The organism is Halanaerobium salsuginis (genome assembly GCF_900114545.1).
Classification (GTDB): Bacteria; Bacillota; Halanaerobiia; order Halanaerobiales; family Halanaerobiaceae; genus Halanaerobium; species Halanaerobium salsuginis.
In genome coordinates this window covers 24,453-45,145 of the sequence record NZ_FOTI01000021.1, presented here as the reverse complement: position 1 = coordinate 45,145, position 20,693 = coordinate 24,453, and the positions used below count along the sequence as shown (strand labels likewise).

Sequence of the window (20,693 nt, the reverse complement as noted above, 5' to 3'; positions counted from 1 at the left end):
CTTTTATTAATTAATTTATACTTAGCTATTATTTTACTAATAAATTTAACATTAGTAAAATAATTTGTTATTATAATATTCATAAGTAATTATTTATAATAAAATTTAAATTTGCTTAAACAACTATATTTAGTAAAAATAACTAGAGAATCTAAATTACTAGATTTATTAATCATTAAGGAGTCCAATATGAATATTAGACAGCTAAAAATTTTCATTAAAGTTTGTGAGCTGGAAAGTATGTCAAAAACAGCCGAAAGCCTCTATATGACTCAACCAGCTGTTAGTCAGACAATAATCAGTTTAGAAGATGAATTAGGAATAAAATTATTTGATCGTATCGGTAAAGAATTAAACCTTAATTATGCGGGAGAAGTATTACTAAAATATGCCAGACAAATCTCTAATTTATTAGTTGAAGCTCAAACTAGTATTGAGAATATTACTAATATGAAAAAAGGAAAATTAAAAATTGGAGCAAGCATGACAATTGGAACCTATCTTTTACCGGTAATGCTGGCTAAATTTCGTGCAGCAGAAGAGCATGAACTTGAATTACCAGTTATTATTGATAATACTTATTCAATTGCGAAAATGGTAGCTGAAAATGAAATTGATTTGGCTTTAATTGAAGGTCCGATTACAAATTTAGATTTGCAAGTTGAAAAATTTTATAGTGATCAGTTATATTTAATGTGTTCAGCTGAGCATAATTGGGCAGACAAAGAGCTGATTACAGCTGATATGATAAAGTGTGCTGACTTCATTATGCGAGAAAAGGGAAGTGGTACCAGGCAGATAATTGAGAATAATTTATTAAAAAATAATATTGATTATCGAATTACTCATGTTTTAAATAATATAGAAGCTATCAAAAAAGCAATTGCTGCTAATCTAGGGATTTCTATTTTACCAGAAATTGCAGTTACAGCAGAACTTAAATCTGGTTTGATTGTAAAAAAACAGCTGGCAAATTTAAATTTCAAACGTGATTTCAATCTCATTTTCCATAAAGACAAATTCTGGTCGCCTCTATTTACTGAGTTCCATAATTTTGTATTAGCTCAAAATAATTTTAAAGATCAGTTTTAAAGTGGTTTTAAGCTAATCTTATTTTTTGAAATAATTAGAGCAGGAAAAAATTTTTATTTAGAGAATAATATTAATATTATTAGGATCTAAATCCAATAGTTGTTATTTTTAAAAGGTAATGGATGGAGTGAGCTGTATGTTAATTGATTGGATAAGTATTTTTAAGCTGCTGCTTTCAGCTTTAATAGCGGCAGTTATTGGTTATGATAGAGAAAAATCGAATAAAGCAGCTGGAATTAGGACGAATGTTATAGTTTCAATTATTTCTTGTTTAATTATGATTTTATCGTTAGAAGTATCACAGGATAGTCTAAAATTTGGTTTAAATGGTGATCCAGCTCGACTGGCAGCTCAGGTAATTAGTGGGATTGGTTTTTTAGGAGCTGGCACAATTATTAAGCATAAAGATAAAATAGAAGGCTTAACAACTGCTGCCAGTCTCTGGGGAGTAGCTGGTCTGGGGCTTGCAATAGGCTATGGACTTTATGATATTTCTATTGCGGCTTCTCTGGTCATAGTTTTTAGCTTAAAAATTTCTCCATCAATTAAAAATAAGTAATTATTAAAAAATCTATTTTAAATTTTTAATTATTTTTGACTTACAAAGATATAATAATTAGTTATAATTAATATCTATTTAAGCTTAATAAGCTAAATTATCCTGATGAAAGTATTTAGAATAAATAATTTATTTGTCTGGAGAGAATTAAATGACAGCATTTTTGTTATTAAGTATTTCAGCTTTGTTTTTTTCTTTACCACTTTATTATCCCGACTTATATTTTTTAAGCTGGTTTGCTCTTTTTCCTTTTTTAATAGTCCAGTTTAAAGCAATTGATCAGCCGCTCAATAGAATTTTTATTCAAGGAACAGTCTGGGGATTTCTGCTGGCCTGTTTTTCAGTTAATTTTTTATATTATCCTCTTCAAATATACACTAATTTTAAATTGTTGGTTTTACTGCTAATATTAATGCTTTTGTTTATTCTACTAACTATTGTCTATGGTTTATTTTTTCTATTTTATTATTTTTTAACTTTTAGAATCTTAAAATTAAAAGAGCAATTTAATCCTTATTTGTTTGCAGTTAGCTGGGTTATTTTTGAATTTATCCGCTATCATTTATTTTTCTTTTTTCCTTTTCTGAATCCTGCTTACACTCAAGCTAGTTGTAAATTTATGGTCCAGCTGGCTGGTTTAGGGGGGATCTGGTCTCTGACCTTAGCTGTGATTTTAATAAATGCTTTATTTTTTAAATTTTATTTAAAGCAGCAGAAAAGAGATCTACTAGCTATTTTATTAGTTTTTTTATTAATTTTTAGTTATGGTAGTTTTAATTTAGAAAAATATAAGCCAGCTGAATTTGCAATAAATCAGACTAGCTTAAAAGATTTTAGACCAAAAAAACTAATTAAGGTCGGCCTTATAACTTCTCGAATCAGGCAAAGTGACAAATGGCGAGCTGACCAGATAAATAATAATTTTAATTTAATAACTATGGCAGCAGAAAAATTAAATTCAGCTGATTTAATTATAACCCCAGAAACTGCTTTAACTATAGACTTGAATAAAGATAATTATTTTCAACAAAAATTTTTAACTTTAGTTAAAGAAAATTTTGCTTTTCCACTTCAAGTAGGCAGTCTTGCCAGCCAAAATAATTTAACAGGTAATCAGTATTTTAATTCTATTTTTTTAATTGATTCAGCTGGTCAGTTTTTAGATCGATACAATAAAGTTAAGTTAGTTTATGGAGGTGAATATTTTCCACTTGAAAGAATTTTAAATAAAGTTTTTAGCGAATTTAATTTCAATTCTCTGGCAGAAGGAGATGAAATTAAGATTTTTAATTATAATAATTTACAATGGAAAACAGTTATTTGTTCTGAAATCCTTTATCCTGATTTTGTTAAAAAGCAGGCTGCTCAGGTTCAATTCATAGTAAATGAAACTAATGAAGCCTGGTTTGCTAATAGCCGTCTTCTTAAAAATATAATGTGGCAGGCATCAGTTTTGCGGGCAGTTGAAAATAGAAAAATAGTAATTAAAACTGGTAATTTAGCCTATAGTGGAATTATTTATCCTGATGGAAGTTATCAAAAAGTTAGTGATATAAATAATTATCATTTATTGAAATTCTGGGTTAAAAAATAATAATTTATTCAATTTATGTTAAAATTCTTAAATTTAGCATAAATAATTAGCTAGATTAGTGGATAACTTGTCTAAAAATGATATAATAAGAGTATAATAGCTATACATAGTTTAAATAAGTTAAGCTGATAGAAACAGTAAATTGGCTGAATAACTGAACTTTTTCTTGAAAAAAGGGGGTTTTTAAAATTTCTACTGAAATAAGTAATAAAGTAAAAGTTAATGATTTAAAAGAGGGAATGGTTATTGATGAAGAAATTAAAAGTGAGTTTGGTGGAATTCTTATTCCGCCGGGAACTGAACTAAATGAATGGATGATTGATAAGATAATTAGGCTTGATCTAGAAGCTGTAAAAATCAAGTCAGCTGCTGAATCTGAAAAGAAGATTGAAAATAAAGAAGATACTTTAGAAAAATATCAGGGTATAATAGAAAATTTTGCTTCTATATTTAAAAAGGCTTATTATATGAAAAAAGTTGAGTTTAATTCAGTAAAAACATTGTCTGAAGAAGCAATTAAAATTTCAGAACAGCTTGAACTGGCTGATATTTTAAAAATGACGAGAGATATTGATGACTATACTTATACTCATTCACTTCATGTGGGAATTCTGGCTAATAAGTTTGGTAAATGGTTAAATCTAGAGGAAAATAGAGTTAATAATTTAACTACAGCCGGTTTACTTCATGATATCGGAAAAACTAAAATCGATAAAGATATTTTGACTAAGCCGGCTTCGCTGACGGCAGAAGAGTTTGATATAGTAAAAAAACATCCCAAATATGGTTATGATCTTGTTAAAAAAAGTAATCGGTTTTCAAAAGAAGTTTTATCTGCTATTTTAACTCATCATGAAAGAATTGATGGTAGTGGTTATTTGCTTGGTCTAAAAGGTAAAGAAATACCCTTATTTGGTAGAGTTATTGCTATTCTGGATACCTTTGATGCTTTAACTACAGATAGGCCATATCAAAAAGCTGTTTCGCCTTTTAAAGCCCTAAAAATTTTAGAAGAAAATATCTTTGGTTATGACTATAAATTAAATTCTATTTTTGTAGAAAAAATTCCTGCTTCATTGATTGGAGAAACAGTAGAATTGAGTAATGGTGAAGTTGGAAAAATTGTATTTATTAATCCATTGAAACCAGAATCTCCTTTTGTTAAAACTGAAAATAATTTATATGATTTACAGGAGAAAAGAGAACTTGAGATCAAAAAATTAATTAAAAATTAATAATACTAATTAACAAGTAGCTGCTAAAAACTTAATTAAAAAATTTATTGTTTATAAGAGAATTCTCATCCAGGAGATGTTGAATTCTCTTTTTTATATCTAAAACTATTTAATTCAAATGCTAAGATGGATTTTATAGCTATTAAATCAACATAAATTAAATGTTTTTTATTGTCGAAAAATGTCTTATATGTTAACATTTACTAATTAAAGTGATAGAATAATATTAACAATATTTAAAATAGTCTAATAAAAGCAGAAGGTCTCTATTCAGATAAAGAATAAATATAATTAAGAGGTGAAAATAATGAAGGAAATTATCACGTCCGCAAAATTAAGACCAAGAATCAAACTTAATCTTGATATAATGGCAGATTTCTTTTCCACAAAAGATTTAAAGATGTGTGTGATTGCTTCAGATAATAGGAATAGAATTTTCACTCAGCAAAATGATGATATTAAAAAGCCAGTTATAGAATCTGCAGTAACTAATAATTTATATAAAAAACTATTTGATTTAAAGGAACAAAAGGTTAAGCTCTTTTTGGCTAAATATTTGACTGATTTTAAAAATGAACTAATGTTTTTTAAGTTAAATATTAATGATTATATTTATATTATTTATTTTCCTTATCAAAAAGTAAATATTAAACATAATTCAACTGCTCTTAATCGATTCAAAAAGCAGTTTCAATTTCTATTGAAAGATATTTATAGTCAGGAAAAAAAAGAAATCTATCTAAATCAAAGAAGCAAAGAAAATAGTAATTTAAGAAGAGAAAAATATATTGCTGCTTCTGCTTTAGATTCTGTGCCGGGTAATGTAGCAATTTTAAATGAGGCAGGAAATATTGTCTATATTAATCTTGCCTGGGATAGATTTGCTGTTGAAAATATTGCAATAGCTCGTGCTTTCAAAATAGGGAAAAATTATTTAAAAGCAGCCAAAGAAGTAGTTGGAGAAAGCAGCGATATTTTTGATGAATTAAATCATGGGTTGAAACAGTTATTAAATCGAGAAAAAGAATATTTTACTTTTGACTATTCCTGGAGTTCGGCTGGAAAAAAAAGATGGTTTAGAATGCATGCCTCATCTTTTAAAGGAATTGGTGAATATGAAATTTTAATAGTTCATCAGGATATTACTAAAGAAATTATTGCTCAAAAAGCAGCAGAAACACTTCTGGACCAGCTGCCTGGATTATTAATGAAATTTAATGAAAAGCAAGAATTGATTTATTTCAATAAAAGAGCTGCCCAAAATTTCAATTTAACCTCAAATGACTGTGGTCAGCAATTTATGGGTTTAACTTTAGATAATGAAGAAAGCCAAAGTTACCAGGATAAAATTGTTGAAGCATTACAGGAAGAGAAAATAATAGACTGCAGAGTGATTTTAAGTAAAAATAATCGTCAACTTTCTTATAAGAATATTTTACTACCTTATTATGAAACAGATAACTCGAAAAGTGTAATTTCGATAATTCCATTTCATAATCAGCAGTTTATTTCAAAAAGAAGTAATTATAATATAACTAATCCTTATTTACAGCTTTTTAATAATTTTCCGGAAGCTTTAGTTTTACTTGATAATGAAGGTAAAATAATTAATTCTAATAAGAAGTTTGGACAATTGTTTGGCTTTGAAATGAAAGAGCTTAAAAACAAAGAGCTGAGTAGCTTAATAGCTGATAAAGAAGATAAAGCAGCAAAAGATCTTGCTCATTTAGTTCTAACTGGTGATAAAATTGATCATTCTGTAGTTAGAACTGATTCACAGGGGAAAAGATTAAATTTAAATTTGATTGCCTTTCCAATTTTACTGCATATTAATAGAATTGGTATTTTTGCAATTTATCGAGAAACTAAATAGATATAGTACGAGGAGGCGGTTTTTGTGGAAAATAAAGATGGTGTAGTTTATCTAAAAAATGGTAAATTAAACATTACTGATCCAGAAGGGCTTGGCAGGTATCCGCGTATTAAAACTGGCGAAAATGTAAGAATCTATATAAATGGTAAAAAAGAAGGTAAAGAATTAGTTGTTAATCAGGATTTAGCAGACAAAATAGAATTTAAATTTGAAAGCATAACAGCAAATAAAGAACTTAAAATAGAAATTTCTGATGACAAGTTAAAAGCATATTTAATAATTTCTCTAACTCCCCGGCAGGAACTTATTTTAAAAGATACTGAAGCAAGTAATCATATAGTAGTTGAAACTGAAAGTAAAGCTAAGGTTTATCCTGATTTAGATAAAAAAGAAATTATAGATCTTTTAGATTACCATGATATTAAATTTGGCATCAAGCATGATTATATTAATCAAATAGTAGCAGCAAGTGATGATTTAAGTGGTGAGTACTTAGTTGCAGAAGGGAAAGCACCTAAAACCGGTCAAGATGCAGAAGTAATCAAAAGTGAAAAATATAAACAGCAAGACCGGCAAGATGAGAATTTTTTTAAACAAATTGATTCAATTGATAAAGGTGAACTAATCTGTTTTAAAAGGGAACTAATTCCTGGTAAAGCAGGGACTAATGTTTTTGCAGAAGAAATTTCTCCACCTCTGGTTAAAGATATAGAACTTATAGCTGGAAAGAATGTCCAGATTATTAATAATGGCTTGAAAGCAATTGCTTTAGAAGGGGGACAGCCCCAGCTAATTAAAAGAAATTCTAAAGTTGAGGTATATGTTCATAAACAATATATAATTAGCAGTGATGTTGACAAATATACAGGTCACATTAAATATGATGGAGATCTTTTAGTTAAAGGTAATGTTCAGGACTATTTTAATGTAAGTGTTGGCAGCAAATTAAAAGTAGGGGGAAATATAGCCAACGCTGAGATTAAAACTAATGGAGATCTCTTTGTGAAGAATAATATAATTGCCAGTAAATTATATATTGGTAATTATCTTGAAAAAAAAGTTGTTGCTAATATGAAAAAAATAATTTCTGATATAGAAAATCTAAAAATAGCTGTTGAAGAAATTATTGGAGAAGCTAGTAAAAGAGAGATGGATGTCAGCAGTTTTAGAACAGGAAAAGTAATTAGGCTCTTAGTAGAAAATAAATTTAAATCTTTAAAAAATCTAATTATAAATACAAATAAAGAAATTGATAAAGCAGATAAAATTAAAGAAAAATTTGAAGAAGTTACTCCTTATTTTACTAATATAGCTAATCTAGAAAGGATAAAAGATGAAAGGTTTTTATATGAATTTAAAGAAAATTTAAAAGAAATTTTAACTTCTCAAATAGAAAGTAAAGGATTATTAAATATATTTGCAGGTTATATACAGAACTCCGAAATTAAAATTGGAGGTTCAGTAATTATCAGCAGGTCTGGCTGCTATAATTCTACAATTAAAGCAAAGGGATCTATTTTTGCTAGAAATAAACTGGGGTTTGTTAAGGGGGGTGAATATCAGGCTGAAGAAATAATATATACTCAATCTGCTGGCAGCCAGCTGGGGAGAACTAATTTTATACTTGGTAAGCAAATATTTATTAAAGAAGCACTGGGTACACTAGTTATTAAAAGTGAAAAAGATAGAATAGTAATTGATCCTGGTCAAAAGAATATAAATTATAAAGTCGATAAATTTGGTAAGCTGGTTCAATCAGATAAATTACCTAATATTAATAAATATTTAGTGGGTGATAATGAGATTTAATAAATATTTTGACTTAATTAAAAATTTATGATATTATTATTTAAGTTAAAAGTTATGACATTATTACATTAAATAAAATTGTAGAATAGAAGGAAGTGTCTAATTATGTCACTAAATTTTAATAAAGAAGCTCCTCCATTATATTCGCAAATAAAAAAAGATATTAAAAGAAAGATAAAAAATAGTGAATATAAACCTGGTGAAAAAATCCCTTCAGAAAAAGAACTGCAGGAAATATTTGATGTGAGCAGGATTACTGTTAGAAAAGCAGTATTAGAACTTGTTGAAGAAGGCTATTTATCACGTCAAAGAGGAATAGGTACAATTGTCAGAAGGCAAAAAATAGAAGAAAAATTATCAAAAGTAATGACCTTTACTGAAGAAATGCAGATTAGAAATATAAAACCATCTACTAAATTAGCTAAAATAGAAAAATTAGTTCCTGAACATGAAATCGCTGAATTTATGCAGCTGGCTGAGGGAGTCGAAGTCTATAGAATTACAAGATTAAGATGCGCTGATGGAGAACCAATAGTTTTATTTATAACATATCTTAATCCAGTGTTAAGTTTACCATTAACTGATAAGAGCTACTATGGTTCTTTATATAAACTAATTAAAAAAACCAACAATAAAGAAGTTCGTAAAGCGGCTGAATATATTGAAGCAATAATTGCCGATAATAATCTGGCTGAAAAATTAGATGTAGAGATTGGAAGTGCAATTTTAAAGACAACTAGAAGAGGTTATGCTGACCATGAAAATCCATTAGAATATACAGAATGTTTCTATAGAGCTGATAAATACAGATATTTTGTTGAATTGAATCGGTAAAATTTTATCGGAGAGGTTTTTATTTAGATAGAAAGGAGGAAAATTTTTTTAATAATAAATGTTATGACATTATAATTTTTATTTTAGGAGGCTACAGATGATTGAAATAATTTTAGTTTCTCATGGTAATTTAGCTACAGGTATTTTAGATTCTAGTAAAATGATTTATGGAGATTTGGAAAATGTTAGCTGTATAACTTTATCTAATGATGGGGGAATGGAATATTTTAATGAGGAGCTGGCTGCTTTTTTAGATGAACTAGAAGTAGGTACTGATGTATTAATTATGGCTGATTTAAAAAGCGGCACGCCTTTTAATGTTAGTTTAGTAAATGCTCTAGAAAGAAAAGAAAAGCTTGCAATTGAAATAGTATCAGGATTAAATCTGCCTATGTTAATAGAAAGTCTGGCAATACGCGATGATTTAAGTCTTGGGGAATTAACTAAAAGAGCTATAGAAGCTGGGAAAGCTGGTATTTCAATAGCCAAAAAATAGTAAAGGGAGTGTTAAAAGTGGCAGTGTCTTTTATAAGGGTTGATGATAGAATTATTCATGGTCAAATTGTGACAAGATGGGCTAGAGAGAGAAAATGTGATGGTATAATTGCAGTAGATGATAAGACTGCTAAAAATAAAATTTTAAAATCAGTAGTGAAAAATGCTGCACCTCCTGGAATAAAAGCAGGTGTATTTACAGTTGAACAAGCTCTTCCCAAACTAAAGAAAGCCAGTCAGGTAAAAGAAAATTATTTTTTAATTGTAAAAACGCCTACCACGTTAGTTTCATTATTAGAAAATGGTTGTGATTTTATCAAAAAAATAAATATAGGTCCAATTAGTTCAAAAGAAGGCGCTGAAAATGTTGGTCCAAATGCTGCTTTGACTAAAGAAGAAATTAAAGCATGTGAATATTTCTATGAACAAGGAATCACTATTATATTTAAATTAGTACCAAATAGTAAACCTTATACCTGGAAAGATATTAGAAAAAAATATATTTAAAACAATAGGAGAGATGACTATGTTAATAAGATCTATGTTAATAGGGGTTTTCTGCTATCTTGGTGCATTAAGTGTACCCTGGGCAGGTGGACTTACTGGTGGTTGGTATACCTTATCAAGACCGTTAGTATCTGGAATGATTGTTGGAACTATTTTGGGTGATATTCAACAGGGTATTATAATTGGAGTAGCCGTACAGGCAGTTTATATTGCAATGATTACTCCAGGTGGTACAATGCCAGCAGATTTAAATTTTGTAGCTTATCCGGCAATTGCTTTAGGAATACTATCTGGATCTGATCCTAAAGTTGCAGTTACTTTAGCTTCTACAATTGGTATTTTAGGTACAATTATTCATAATTTTACAATGGTAACTAATTCAGCTTTTAATCATATGGGAGATAAAGCAGTAGAAGCTGGAGATTTAAAAGGCATTGTCCGGGCCAATGCTGTTTATCCACAGATTTTAACTTTCCTGGTTCGCTTTATTCCTACAGTTATCGCAGTGCATTTTGGCGCTCCTTATATTGATTCAATCATGAATTCTCTTCCCCAGACTGTAATAGATGCAATGGCTGTATTGGGAGGAATGCTCCCTGCTCTGGGAGTTGGAATTTTATTAACACAGATTATTAAAGATTATTCATTATTTGTTTTTTTCTTAGTTGGCTATATAGCAATAGTTTTCTTGCAGCTTAATATGATTGCTTTAGCAATAGTTGGTGCTTGTTTAGCTTTAATACATTTTAAATATAGTTCTACAGCAGATACTAATGAGGAGGCGATTTTATAACATGGATAATGAAAAAAAGAAATTAACTAGAAAAGATTTATTTGCAAGTTGGCTAAGATGGTTCTTGTTTAATCTGTCTTCTATTAGTTACGAAAGGCTTGCCTCTTATGGATTTTGTCATTCGATGCTGCCAATTATCGAAAAATTATACGATAAAAAAGAAGAACAAATAGCAGCCTTAAAGAGACACTCTGTTTTTTATAATACAGAACCACAACTAGGAAGTATAGTAAATGGTATAACAGCTAAACTAGAAGAAGCAAGAGCTAATGGAGAAAAGGTTGATGAAGAGATGATTAATGGTATAAAAGTTGGGTTAATGGGTCCGCTTGCTGGAATAGGTGATTCTTTAATTCCTGGAATGTTAGTTCCAATTTTATTAAGTATTGGAATGGGTTTAGCTAGTGGAGGCAGTCTTTTAGGGCCATTATTTTACATTATAGCTTTTAATTTAATAGTTATATCTGGGTCATATTATCTATATATGAAAGGCTATGAGTTAGGTGAAGAATCTTTAGAATTATTAATGGGTGAGAAAGCTCAAAAGATAAAAGAAGCCTTTGCAATGTTGGGAGCAGTAGTAATGGGGGGCGTTGCAGCTAATTATGTCAGCTTATCGACTCCATTAACTTATCAAAGTGGAGAAGTTAATATAGTTTTGCAAAATATGTTAGACAATATATTTCCTGAATTATTACCTTTAATACTTGTATTTGTTACCTGGTATTTAATGAGCAAAAAAAGAATAAGTTCTATTAAAATAATGTTATTTATGCTTGTGCTTGCAGCAGCTGGAGTTTTCTTAGGAATATTTTAAACTTAGATATTTTTAAAAATAGATGATCAACTAGAATATTCTAGTTGATCATCTATAAAATATAGTTAAATTTTAAAATTTATTGTTTAAATTATAAAATCAAAGGAGTTAATAATTTGATGAAAAGAAAAACTGAACAACTATTATTACCAGTTGAAAAAAAAATAAACTCTGAAAATAATTATGATATTTTTCCTAGTTATGAACTTAGTCCAGGCAAGATAAACGTTGGCTTTGAAAAATTAGCTAAAGAATTAGTAAAACATGAAAAAATTATTATGGATGGTTATGGAGGTGTGTTCTGGCAAGAAATAAAGGATAATCTAGATCAGATATTTAAAGCAAAAGGGATTTCAGTTTCCTGGCATAATATAGCTGATGCTTTGCTTCCAGAAAAAGAAATAGCAGAATTAGTTGCACCATTTTTAGGTGGTGATGATCCGATTTTTGGAAGTAAGTTTACAGGGGAAATAAATGATTTTTTTGATAAAAAGAAATTAAATTCTCTATCTGAAGATAATAAAGTAGATCTAAATATAGTTTATGGCACTGGTGCTAAACTAGTAGATTGGACTGGATATCTAGTTTATATTGATATTCCCAAAAATGAAATTCAATATCGTGCTAGAGCAGAGGAAATCTACAATTTAGGACTATCAAGTCCAGCAAAACCACATAAAATGTATAAGCAGTTTTATTTTGTTGATTGGGTTGTTTTAAACCTTCATAAAAAAGCTATGCTAACTGAGCTAGATTTAATAATAGATGGTCAAAGGACAGATCAGCTGACATTTATGTTTGGCGATGAATTCAGAACTTCTTTAACTGAAATTAGCAAAAATTATTTTAGAGTTAGACCCTGGTTTGAACCTGGTTCCTGGGGGGGCCAGTGGATGAAAAAAAGATTTTCTACTTTACCACAAAATGTTTCTAATTATGCCTGGTCTTTCGAATTGATTGTTCCGGAAAATGGGATAATTTTCGAAAGTAATAAAAAACTCTTAGAGGTTTCATTTGATTTTTTAATGTATAATAACTCTGAGGCAGTTCTGGGTGAACAGGGAGCAGAACGTTTTGGAAATGAATTTCCAATTAGGATTGATTATTTAGATACTGTTGCAGGAGGTAATTTATCGATTCAGTGTCATCCCAAAACAGATTATATTAAAAAACATTTCGGCGAAAACTTTACTCAAGATGAGACTTATTATATTATAGATTCAGAATCTAATTCTGGTGTTTATTTAGGGTTTCAGGAAAATATTGATCCAGAAGAATTTAGAAAAGTTCTAGAGAATAGTAGAGATTCATTGGAAAATGATCAGGTGGAAGATATACCAGTTGAAATAGAAAAATATGTCCAGAAAATTACTGCTGAAAAACATGATTTATTTTTAATTCCTAATGGAACAATCCATGGTTCAGGCTCTGGCAATTTAGTATTAGAAATTAGCAGTACACCTTATATATTTACTTTTAAGCTTTATGATTGGTTGAGAAAGTCACCAGGTAAACCCCGTCCGATTAATATTGAACGCGGCTTTGAAAATCTTTGCTTTGATCGTAAAGGGGAAAAAGTTAAAGCTGAATTAGTGTCAAAACCAGATGTGATAGAAAAAAATGCAGAATACAAAATTTTACACTTGCCTACTCATCAACAACATTTTTATGATGTCTATCGTTTGGAATTTAAAAATGAAATCAAAACAACTACTGATGGTTCTTGTAATGTTATGGTTGTTGTAGAAGGTGAATCAATAATTTTAGAAACTAAATCGGGTAAAAGAGCCAGATTTAATTATGGAGAAACCTTTGTTATTCCTGCAGCAGCAGAACAATATAAACTTATCAATGAAAGTAATAAAATAGTTAAAGTTCTTAAAGTATTTTTAAAATAAAAAATTAATACAGTATAAAGTCTTTAAAGATAAAAAGTATAAAGCTAATCTTAAAATAAGCTTTAGTTAGCTGGAGGTGCAAGATGAATTATGAGTCTGGTTTAAATATAAAATTAACTGATGATCCGATCGGCTTTGAATATTTAGAAGATCTGTTTGGACCAGAAGTTGAGAATAGAAAGCTAGATGATATTAGGCAGAGTTTAAAAAATCCAGATTGTAATGGCCCGGATGTTGTCTATTCTATTGCAATGGATGTTGGTAAAAAAATTCATCTTAAAGATTTAAAAAAAAGGAACTTATTGTTTGGAATTGTTAGATTTGCAGCCGGAAGATTAGGTGACGAACCTGTGAGATCACAGGGGCATATTCATGCTCTTTCGGCAAGTTGTAATATGTCTACGCCAGAAGTTTATGAAATCTGGAGTGGAGAAGCCATTATTTATATGCAAGAAACTGCTCTAGATGATCCTGGTCGCTGTTTTGCTGTTAAATGTAAGCCAGGAGAAGTAGTAATAGTACCGCCTGGATGGGCTCACTCTACAATTAGTTCAAACCCAGCAAACCCCTTAACATTTGGTGCCTGGTGTGTTCGTGATTATGGATTTGAATATAATGCTGTTAGAGAGCATAATGGATTAGCTTTTTTTCCAATTTTAGATAAAAAAAATAATATAATCTGGCAGAAAAATGATTGTTATCAGAATTCCAACCTTATTATTAAATCACCTAATAAATATAAGGCTTTTGCTATTAAAGAAAATATTCCAATTTATACACAATATGAAAAAAATAATGATTTATTTATGTTTGTTGCAGATCCAACTTTAAAAAAAGATGAGTGGAATGATTTTATTCCTTAAGTCTAAATTAAATAAAAAAAGATTATTATTTTGTGTAGTTAAATTTATCATAAAAAATACTTGACGATAATAGAACTAACTGTTATAATATTTATTGTTGCTTAAGAAAAGTTTTAGCGTGCGCCCGTAGCTCAACTGGATAGAGCGTCTGACTACGGATCAGAAGGCTAGGGGTTCGACTCCTCTCGGGCGCGCCATTTTTAAACAGGAGTATTTTATGGATGATTTAAAATATATGGAATTGGCCCTGGCTGAAGCCAGGAAAGCTTATCAGAGAGCTGAAGTTCCGGTTGGAGCATTAGTTGTTTGTAATGATCAGATCATTGGTCGTGGGTTTAATCTCCGGGAGAAAGCTCAAGATCCAACTGTTCATGCTGAAATGATAGCTCTGAGAGAAGCTGCTAAAAATAAGGCAAGCTGGCGCTTAGAAAATTGCCAGCTTTATGTGACTCTAGAACCCTGTCCAATGTGTACCGGAGCTATTTTGCAGGCTAGAATTAAACGCCTTGTTTATGGGGCCAGTGATCCCAAAGCGGGAGCTGTTGATAGTCTTTATCAACTTTTGTCTGATCAGCGCTTTAATCATCAGGTAGAAGTAGTAAGAGGGGTTATGGCAGCAGAATCTGCCCAGCTTTTAAAAGATTTTTTCCGTGAGCTAAGACAACGGAAGGATGGGTGAGTCTGGCTGAAACCGCTCGACTCGAAATCGAGTAGGCTTAATTGTCTCGAGGGTTCAAATCCCTCTCCTTCCGCCATTTATATTTTAGATTATTTTAAAAATAAAAATTTAAATAGAATTTTCAAAGTAGAGACATGTAAAATTTGTATGATCATCCAAATTTATAACTTCTTTATTTACGGAGAGGTGTCCGAGTCTGGCTTAAGGGGCTCGCCTGGAAAGCGAGTGTAGGCTTTCACCTACCGAGGGTTCGAATCCCTCCCTCTCCGCCATTAAAATTTAAAAAAATTTTATATTAGTTTGGCCGCACTAGATGGGGTGGTAGCGGTGCCCTGTAACCTGCAAACCGCTAAAGCAGGATTGAGGCTGTGGCTGAGGATTTTTTCTTTCAGGGTCTGGCCCTGATAAGTAGTGTTGACAATTGGGTCTCGCGCAATGAAGTCTTGTGAATCCCGTCAGGTCCGGGAGGAAGCAGCGGTAAGCAAGTCGCTTCATGTGCCGCGAGGGTGCCTGATTCGAGCCAACTGTCAGGGTAACGCCTGGGAGAAAATCTTCGAAGCACAGTGTGCGGCCTCTTTTTTTAAAAAACACCCGGTAAAGGGTGTTTTTGCTATATATTGAGCTGCTTTTGTTATATAATAGTTATATAATAAATATTTGAGGTGAAAAAAATGGCCTTTCTTTCCCTATATCGTAAATACAGGCCGGAGGGTTTTCAGGATCTAATCGGTCAGGATCAGGTTATCAGAACACTTAAAAATGCTTTAAAAAATGACAGAGTTGCACATGCCTATCTTTTTGCTGGACCAAGAGGTACTGGTAAAACATCAACAGCTAAGGTCTTTGCCAGGGCACTTAATTGCTCTAATCCCGGGCCAGACTTTGAGCCGTGTGGAGAATGTAACTCCTGTCAGAGAATAGCTAACGGCAACTCGCTTGATGTAATAGAAATTGATGCTGCCTCCAACCGGGGAATTGACGAAATTCGTGAACTGCGGGAAAAAGTAAAATTTTATCCTGGTGAAGGAAAGTATAAGGTTTATATTATTGATGAAGTTCATATGCTGACTAAAGGAGCTTTTAATGCTCTATTAAAAACTCTGGAAGAACCACCAGCAAGTGTAGTGTTTATTCTGGCTACTACTGAGCCCCATAAAGTTTTAACAACAATTATGTCTCGCTGCCAGCGCTTTGACTTTACTTTGCTTAGTTTAAATAATTTAAAGGCAAGGCTGGCTTATATTAGTGATGCTGAAGGATATCAGATTGAGAAACCAGCACTTGATATTCTGGCCCGTAGTGCTCGTGGCGGAATGCGAGATGCAATTAGTCTGCTTGATCAAGCTATTTCTTTTAGTGATGGGGATTTAACTGAAAAAAAAGTTAGTCAGATGCTGGGAAGAGTCGCTAAAGACCAACTACAGCAGCTGCTTTACTGTTTAAACGAACAAAATACACAGCAGGCTATTCAGCTGCTTGAGCAACTGCTCGAATCTGGGCTTGGTATTGAGCGTTTAAGTGAAGAATTAATTGAATATTGCCGGGAATTGCTGTTAATTAAAGAATGTGGGCTTGAATCTGGAATACTTGAATATTCAGCTAGTCAGCTGGAAGAACTTGCTCAGGCTGCAGGAGGCTTAAGTACAGTCAGAATTACTGAAATTATTGATGAGTTTGCAGTTTTAAAGCAGAAATTGCGTTCTAGTGCTCGTCCCCGTTTACAATTAGAGTTAAGTGTTATAAAATTAAGTAGTAACCAGCCAGCAGAAAATAAATTTGAGCAGCGCCTGGCAGACTTAGAATATCGGCTTAACAGTTTATTGCAGGATACCACTAACTTATCGGCTCTTAATGAAAAATCTAGTCTTGAAGATAGTGCTTTTGAAAAGAAAGCTAATTCTGTTAAGGATAGTTTTGCTGATAAATTGAAATCTTCTCAAAAGATCAGTGATCAGCATTCAGCAGATAAGCCTGAGGAAGAAAAAAGCGAACACCAGAGTGCTGCTGAAGTTGAAACTGAAGGTCAGAATCAGAGAAAAGAAAATAAAGTGGAAATGCCAAAACATGAACAAGGAGCTCAATCTAAACTAAACTCAGAGCAAGAAGCTGCTGTTAAAGTTGAAAACAAAAATAATAAAGATGCTTCTATTAATAGTTCAAATTCTCAATCTGTTCTAGATTTAGCTCAGGTTAAACAGATCTGGGGAGAGGTACTTAATCAAGTACGTCAATTAGATATATCTGTTCAGGCTCTTTTAAGGGAAGGCGATCCAGCAGCTGTACGGGGAAATATTATTTTTGTATTATTTCCAGAAGATAAAAAATTTCATTATAAAGGTGCCTGCAGTAATAAGGCTTTAATTAATAAAGTATTACGTAATCTTTTGCGTCAGAATGTAGAATTAGAATTAAAAATAGGGGAGCTGCAAGAATCTACTGCAGATAATTCAGGAAAAGTTCCTGAACAAGTACCGGCAGAGTCCGCTGGACAAAAAACCTCTCCAAAAACTAATTCTGCACCTAGGACTAGTTCTAAAAAAGAAATTAGTCAGCCTGACCAGAAAAAAATAAAGCAAAATAGTTATACTGATAATAATAAAAATACTAAGAATAAATCAAATCAGTCAGGTCAAAATAATGACCTTGATATAGAGACAATTGCCAGAATGTTTGCTGGTGAAATAATAGAAGTTGATGAATCAATTTTGGCTAAAAGAGGAGGAATTCAAAATGAACATGCAGAAAATGATGAAACAGGCTCAGAAAATGCAGGCTAAAATGGCTAAAATGCAGTCTGAGTTAGAAGAAAAGACAGTTGAAGCAAGTGCTGGTGGTGGAGTTGTGAAAGTAGTTGTTAACGGAAAACAGGAAGTTGTTGACTTAAAAATTGATCCTGATGCTGTAGATCCTGAAGATGTAGAGATGCTGGAAGATCTTGTTCTGGCTGCTGTAAACCAGGGAATGCATGAAGTACAGGAAATGGTTAACAAAGAAATGGGTAAAGTAACTGGTGGTATGAATCTACCAGGGATGCCTTAATGAATCCTTATCCCAGGCCAATGGGAAAATTAATCGGTGAGTTGAGTAAGCTGCCCGGCATCGGGCCTAAAACAGCTCGCCGACTTTCTTTTTACATTTTAGGTCAGAATAAAAACGAAGTTAAATCTCTGGCAGATGCTTTACTTGAAGCAAAAGAAAAAATTAACTACTGTAAAATTTGTAACCATTTAACTGAAGCGGAAAAGTGTTCTTTTTGTCAGTCAGAAAGCAGAGACCAGACTCAAATTTGTGTAGTAGAAAGTCCTCGTGATGTAGTAGCAATGGAAAAAACTGGCGAATATAATGGCTTATATCATGTTTTACATGGCGCAATTTCGCCAATGGATGGTATAGGACCAGATCAGATTAAATTGCGCAACTTAATGCCCAGGTTAGAAAATGGAGCAGTAGAAGAAATAATTGTAGCAACTGATCCTAATGCAGAAGGAGATGCAACAGCTCTGTATCTGGCTCGTTTAATCAAGCCGTTAGGAGTAAAGGTTACCAGAATAGCGCATGGTATTCCAGTTGGTGGTGACCTTGAATATGCTGACGAAGTTACTCTTTCTAAAGCTCTAGAGGGAAGAAGAGAGTTATAACTTGAGTTTTTAATTGAGAAGCCTCTACTGGCTTCTTTTTCTTTATCATTAAAAAAAGAAATTTAATTTATTACTTTATTTAAGCTCTTAATTTGAGATTTGTTTTGATAAATCTTGACAATTTTCTTGAGCTTTGTTAAAATACTTTAAATATTAAAGAGTGCTTTTTATAATTTTACTTAATTTTTACTTTTAAGATTTAATTACATAAAATAACTAAAATTAATAGTTATTAAATAACTTATTTCTGGTCAACTTACTTAACAAACGATTTGTTTTGAGTATAAAGTTGACTAAATTTTTAATTGTTTATTCATTTAAGGCTTTGCTTGATTATTAGGGGATTAAATATTAGTTGGCAGTTCTAGTTATTTTAAACTCAAGACTAAGTTAATAGGCTATAACAATTTATTTAATTATCCAGGGAGGATGAGTTATGAAAAAAATAGTTAAAGAAGGTTTGACTTTTGATGATGTGCTTTTAATTCCAGCTGAATCAAATGTTGTACCAAAAGAAGTTAGTACAAAAAGTAAATTGACTGATGATATTTATCTTAATACACCGATTATTTCAGCCGGGATGGATACTGTAACTGAGGGTGACATGGCAATTGCTATGGCCAGAGAAGGTGGTCTGGGTGTTATTCATAAGAATATGTCTATTCAGCAGCAGGCAGCTGAGGTTGATCGAGTTAAACGTTCGGAAAGCGGAGTAATAGTTGATCCTTTCTATTTAAGCCCAGATGCCAAGATCGAAGAAGCAGAAGCATTAATGTCTAAATTCCATATATCTGGAGTTCCGATTGTTGATGCAGAAAATAAACTGCTTGGAATTTTAACTAATCGTGATCTTCGTTTTGTAGAAGATTATAGTCGTCCAGTTTCTGAAGTTATGACTGAAGAAGAGTTAGTTACTGCACCTGTTGGAACTGATCTGGAAGGTGCTAAAGAACAGCTGCGCAAGCATAAAATAGAAAAACTGCCAATTGTTGATCAGAACGGTGTCTTAAAAGGTTTAATTACAATAAAAGATATTGAAAAAGCTAAACAGTATCCAAATGCATCTAAAGATAAACAAGGCAGACTGCTGGCAGCAGCAGCAGTTGGGACTGGTAATGACACTAAAGAGAGAACAAAAGCATTGGTTGAAGCTGGAGTCGATATCTTAGTTATTGATACTGCTCATGGTCATTCACAAAATGTACTTAAAGTTGTTGAAATGATTAAAAATAACTATCCCGAATTAACAATAATTGCTGGTAATGTTGCAACTGGAGCTGCAACTGAAGCTTTAATTAAGGCGGGAGCAGATGTTGTTAAAGTTGGGATTGGTCCAGGTTCTATCTGTACAACTAGAGTTGTAGCTGGAGTAGGAGTTCCTCAGATTACAGCAATTAGTGATGCAGCAGAAGCAGCTGCTAAATATGGAAAGACTATAATCGCTGATGGTGGAATTAAATATTCAGGAGATATTGTAAAGGCAATTTCTGCTGGTGCTAATACAGTGATGATTGGTAGCCTGCTGGCAGGAACGGAAGAGAGCCCAGGAGATTTAGAGATTTATAAAGGTAGAAGTTATAAAGTTTATCGTGGTATGGGATCTGTTGGAGCAATGAAACAGGGTAGTAAAGATCGTTATTTTCAGGAGGACGAAACTGAATCAGAAAAATTTGTCCCGGAAGGTATTGAAGGAAGAGTACCATATAAAGGAACTCTTTCAGAAACTATCTATCAACTTTTAGGAGGACTAAAATCTGGCATGGGTTATTGTGGAACTCCTGATATTGAGAGTTTAATTAATGATTCACAAATGATTAAGATATCTTCTGCTGGTTTACGAGAAAGCCATCCTCATGATGTTAAAGTAACTAAGGAAGCTCCTAATTATAGTATTGATTAATAAAGATGTAAATATAATTTAATTAGCTAGTTTTTGAATTTATTTAGTTGATTTTTAAACCAGCTAATCTCCAGTTGGAGATTAACTGGTTTTCTTTTTTATGTTCA

At 31.7% G+C, this 20,693-nt stretch carries 18 protein-coding genes, 3 tRNA genes and 1 other RNA gene; all 22 read left to right on the top strand.

Annotated features, from left to right (window positions below):
- Positions 1-189 precede the first annotated feature (189 nt).
- The 22 genes from BMZ74_RS08155 (at position 190) to guaB (ending at position 20,586) form a co-directional block, all read left to right on the top strand.
- Positions 190-1,092: a LysR family transcriptional regulator gene (locus BMZ74_RS08155; RefSeq protein WP_089861754.1), complete on the top strand. Its 903-nt coding sequence runs from the start codon at positions 190-192 to the stop codon at positions 1,090-1,092.
- Positions 1,093-1,228: 136 nt separating this feature from the next.
- Positions 1,229-1,651: an MgtC/SapB family protein gene (locus BMZ74_RS08150; protein WP_089861753.1), complete on the top strand. Its 423-nt coding sequence runs from the start codon at positions 1,229-1,231 to the stop codon at positions 1,649-1,651.
- A gap of 151 nt (positions 1,652-1,802) precedes the next feature.
- Positions 1,803-3,245, top strand: coding sequence for an apolipoprotein N-acyltransferase (gene lnt, locus BMZ74_RS08145; RefSeq protein ID WP_089861752.1), 1,443 nt, complete (start codon positions 1,803-1,805; stop codon positions 3,243-3,245).
- A gap of 239 nt (positions 3,246-3,484) precedes the next feature.
- Positions 3,485-4,480 carry an HD-GYP domain-containing protein gene (locus BMZ74_RS08140; RefSeq protein ID WP_089861751.1) on the top strand — a complete coding sequence of 332 codons (996 nt, stop codon included), beginning with the start codon at positions 3,485-3,487 and terminating at the stop codon, positions 4,478-4,480.
- Between the two features lie 307 nt (positions 4,481-4,787).
- Positions 4,788-6,353, top strand: coding sequence for a PAS domain S-box protein (locus BMZ74_RS08135; protein WP_089861750.1), 1,566 nt, complete (start codon positions 4,788-4,790; stop codon positions 6,351-6,353).
- A gap of 24 nt (positions 6,354-6,377) precedes the next feature.
- Positions 6,378-8,162 carry a FapA family protein gene (locus BMZ74_RS08130; RefSeq protein ID WP_089861749.1) on the top strand — a complete coding sequence of 595 codons (1,785 nt, stop codon included), beginning with the start codon at positions 6,378-6,380 and terminating at the stop codon, positions 8,160-8,162.
- A 105-nt stretch (positions 8,163-8,267) separates the two neighbouring features.
- Positions 8,268-8,996 (top strand): GntR family transcriptional regulator, encoded by a 729-nt coding sequence (locus tag BMZ74_RS08125; RefSeq protein ID WP_089861748.1) that lies wholly within the window; start codon positions 8,268-8,270, stop codon positions 8,994-8,996.
- A 97-nt stretch (positions 8,997-9,093) separates the two neighbouring features.
- Positions 9,094-9,492, top strand: a complete 399-nt coding sequence (locus BMZ74_RS08120; RefSeq protein ID WP_089861747.1) for a PTS sugar transporter subunit IIA — start codon at positions 9,094-9,096, stop codon at positions 9,490-9,492.
- A 17-nt stretch (positions 9,493-9,509) separates the two neighbouring features.
- Positions 9,510-9,998 (top strand): PTS sugar transporter subunit IIB, encoded by a 489-nt coding sequence (locus BMZ74_RS08115; protein WP_089861746.1) that lies wholly within the window; start codon positions 9,510-9,512, stop codon positions 9,996-9,998.
- A gap of 19 nt (positions 9,999-10,017) precedes the next feature.
- Positions 10,018-10,791 carry a PTS mannose/fructose/sorbose/N-acetylgalactosamine transporter subunit IIC gene (locus BMZ74_RS08110; protein WP_089861745.1) on the top strand — a complete coding sequence of 258 codons (774 nt, stop codon included), beginning with the start codon at positions 10,018-10,020 and terminating at the stop codon, positions 10,789-10,791.
- Position 10,792: 1 nt separating this feature from the next.
- Positions 10,793-11,608, top strand: coding sequence for a PTS system mannose/fructose/sorbose family transporter subunit IID (locus BMZ74_RS08105; protein ID WP_089861744.1), 816 nt, complete (start codon positions 10,793-10,795; stop codon positions 11,606-11,608).
- A gap of 119 nt (positions 11,609-11,727) precedes the next feature.
- A complete protein-coding gene (locus tag BMZ74_RS08100) occupies positions 11,728-13,506 on the top strand; it encodes a class I mannose-6-phosphate isomerase (RefSeq protein ID WP_089861743.1) in 1,779 nt (592 codons plus the stop codon).
- 83 nt (positions 13,507-13,589) lie between these two features.
- Positions 13,590-14,369 (top strand): glucose-6-phosphate isomerase family protein, encoded by a 780-nt coding sequence (locus tag BMZ74_RS08095; protein WP_089861742.1) that lies wholly within the window; start codon positions 13,590-13,592, stop codon positions 14,367-14,369.
- 120 nt (positions 14,370-14,489) lie between these two features.
- A tRNA-Arg gene (locus BMZ74_RS08090) sits at positions 14,490-14,566 on the top strand.
- A 20-nt stretch (positions 14,567-14,586) separates the two neighbouring features.
- Positions 14,587-15,048 (top strand): tRNA adenosine(34) deaminase TadA, encoded by a 462-nt coding sequence (gene tadA / locus BMZ74_RS08085; protein WP_089861741.1) that lies wholly within the window; start codon positions 14,587-14,589, stop codon positions 15,046-15,048.
- Positions 15,035-15,124 (top strand) — tRNA-Ser (locus tag BMZ74_RS08080). Before tadA ends, BMZ74_RS08080 begins: the two co-directional genes overlap by 14 nt.
- Before the next feature lie 104 nt (positions 15,125-15,228).
- Positions 15,229-15,320 (top strand) — tRNA-Ser (locus BMZ74_RS08075).
- A gap of 32 nt (positions 15,321-15,352) precedes the next feature.
- Positions 15,353-15,619, top strand: an RNA gene (gene ffs, locus BMZ74_RS08070) — signal recognition particle sRNA large type.
- A 100-nt stretch (positions 15,620-15,719) separates the two neighbouring features.
- The gene (gene dnaX / locus BMZ74_RS08065) at positions 15,720-17,825 is read left to right on the top strand and encodes a DNA polymerase III subunit gamma/tau (protein WP_089861740.1); all 2,106 of its coding nucleotides are present in this window, start codon (positions 15,720-15,722) and stop codon (positions 17,823-17,825) included.
- A complete protein-coding gene (locus BMZ74_RS08060; protein ID WP_089861739.1) occupies positions 17,779-18,087 on the top strand; it encodes a YbaB/EbfC family nucleoid-associated protein in 309 nt (102 codons plus the stop codon). The genes dnaX and BMZ74_RS08060 overlap by 47 nt, the downstream gene beginning before the upstream one ends.
- Complete coding sequence (gene recR / locus BMZ74_RS08055) at positions 18,087-18,686, top strand: recombination mediator RecR (protein WP_089861738.1); 600 nt, start codon at positions 18,087-18,089, stop codon at positions 18,684-18,686. The genes BMZ74_RS08060 and recR overlap by 1 nt, the downstream gene beginning before the upstream one ends.
- Before the next feature lie 436 nt (positions 18,687-19,122).
- Entirely contained in the window at positions 19,123-20,586 is a 1,464-nt protein-coding gene (gene guaB / locus BMZ74_RS08050; RefSeq protein ID WP_089861737.1) for an IMP dehydrogenase, read from the top strand.
- Positions 20,587-20,693 lie beyond the last annotated feature (107 nt).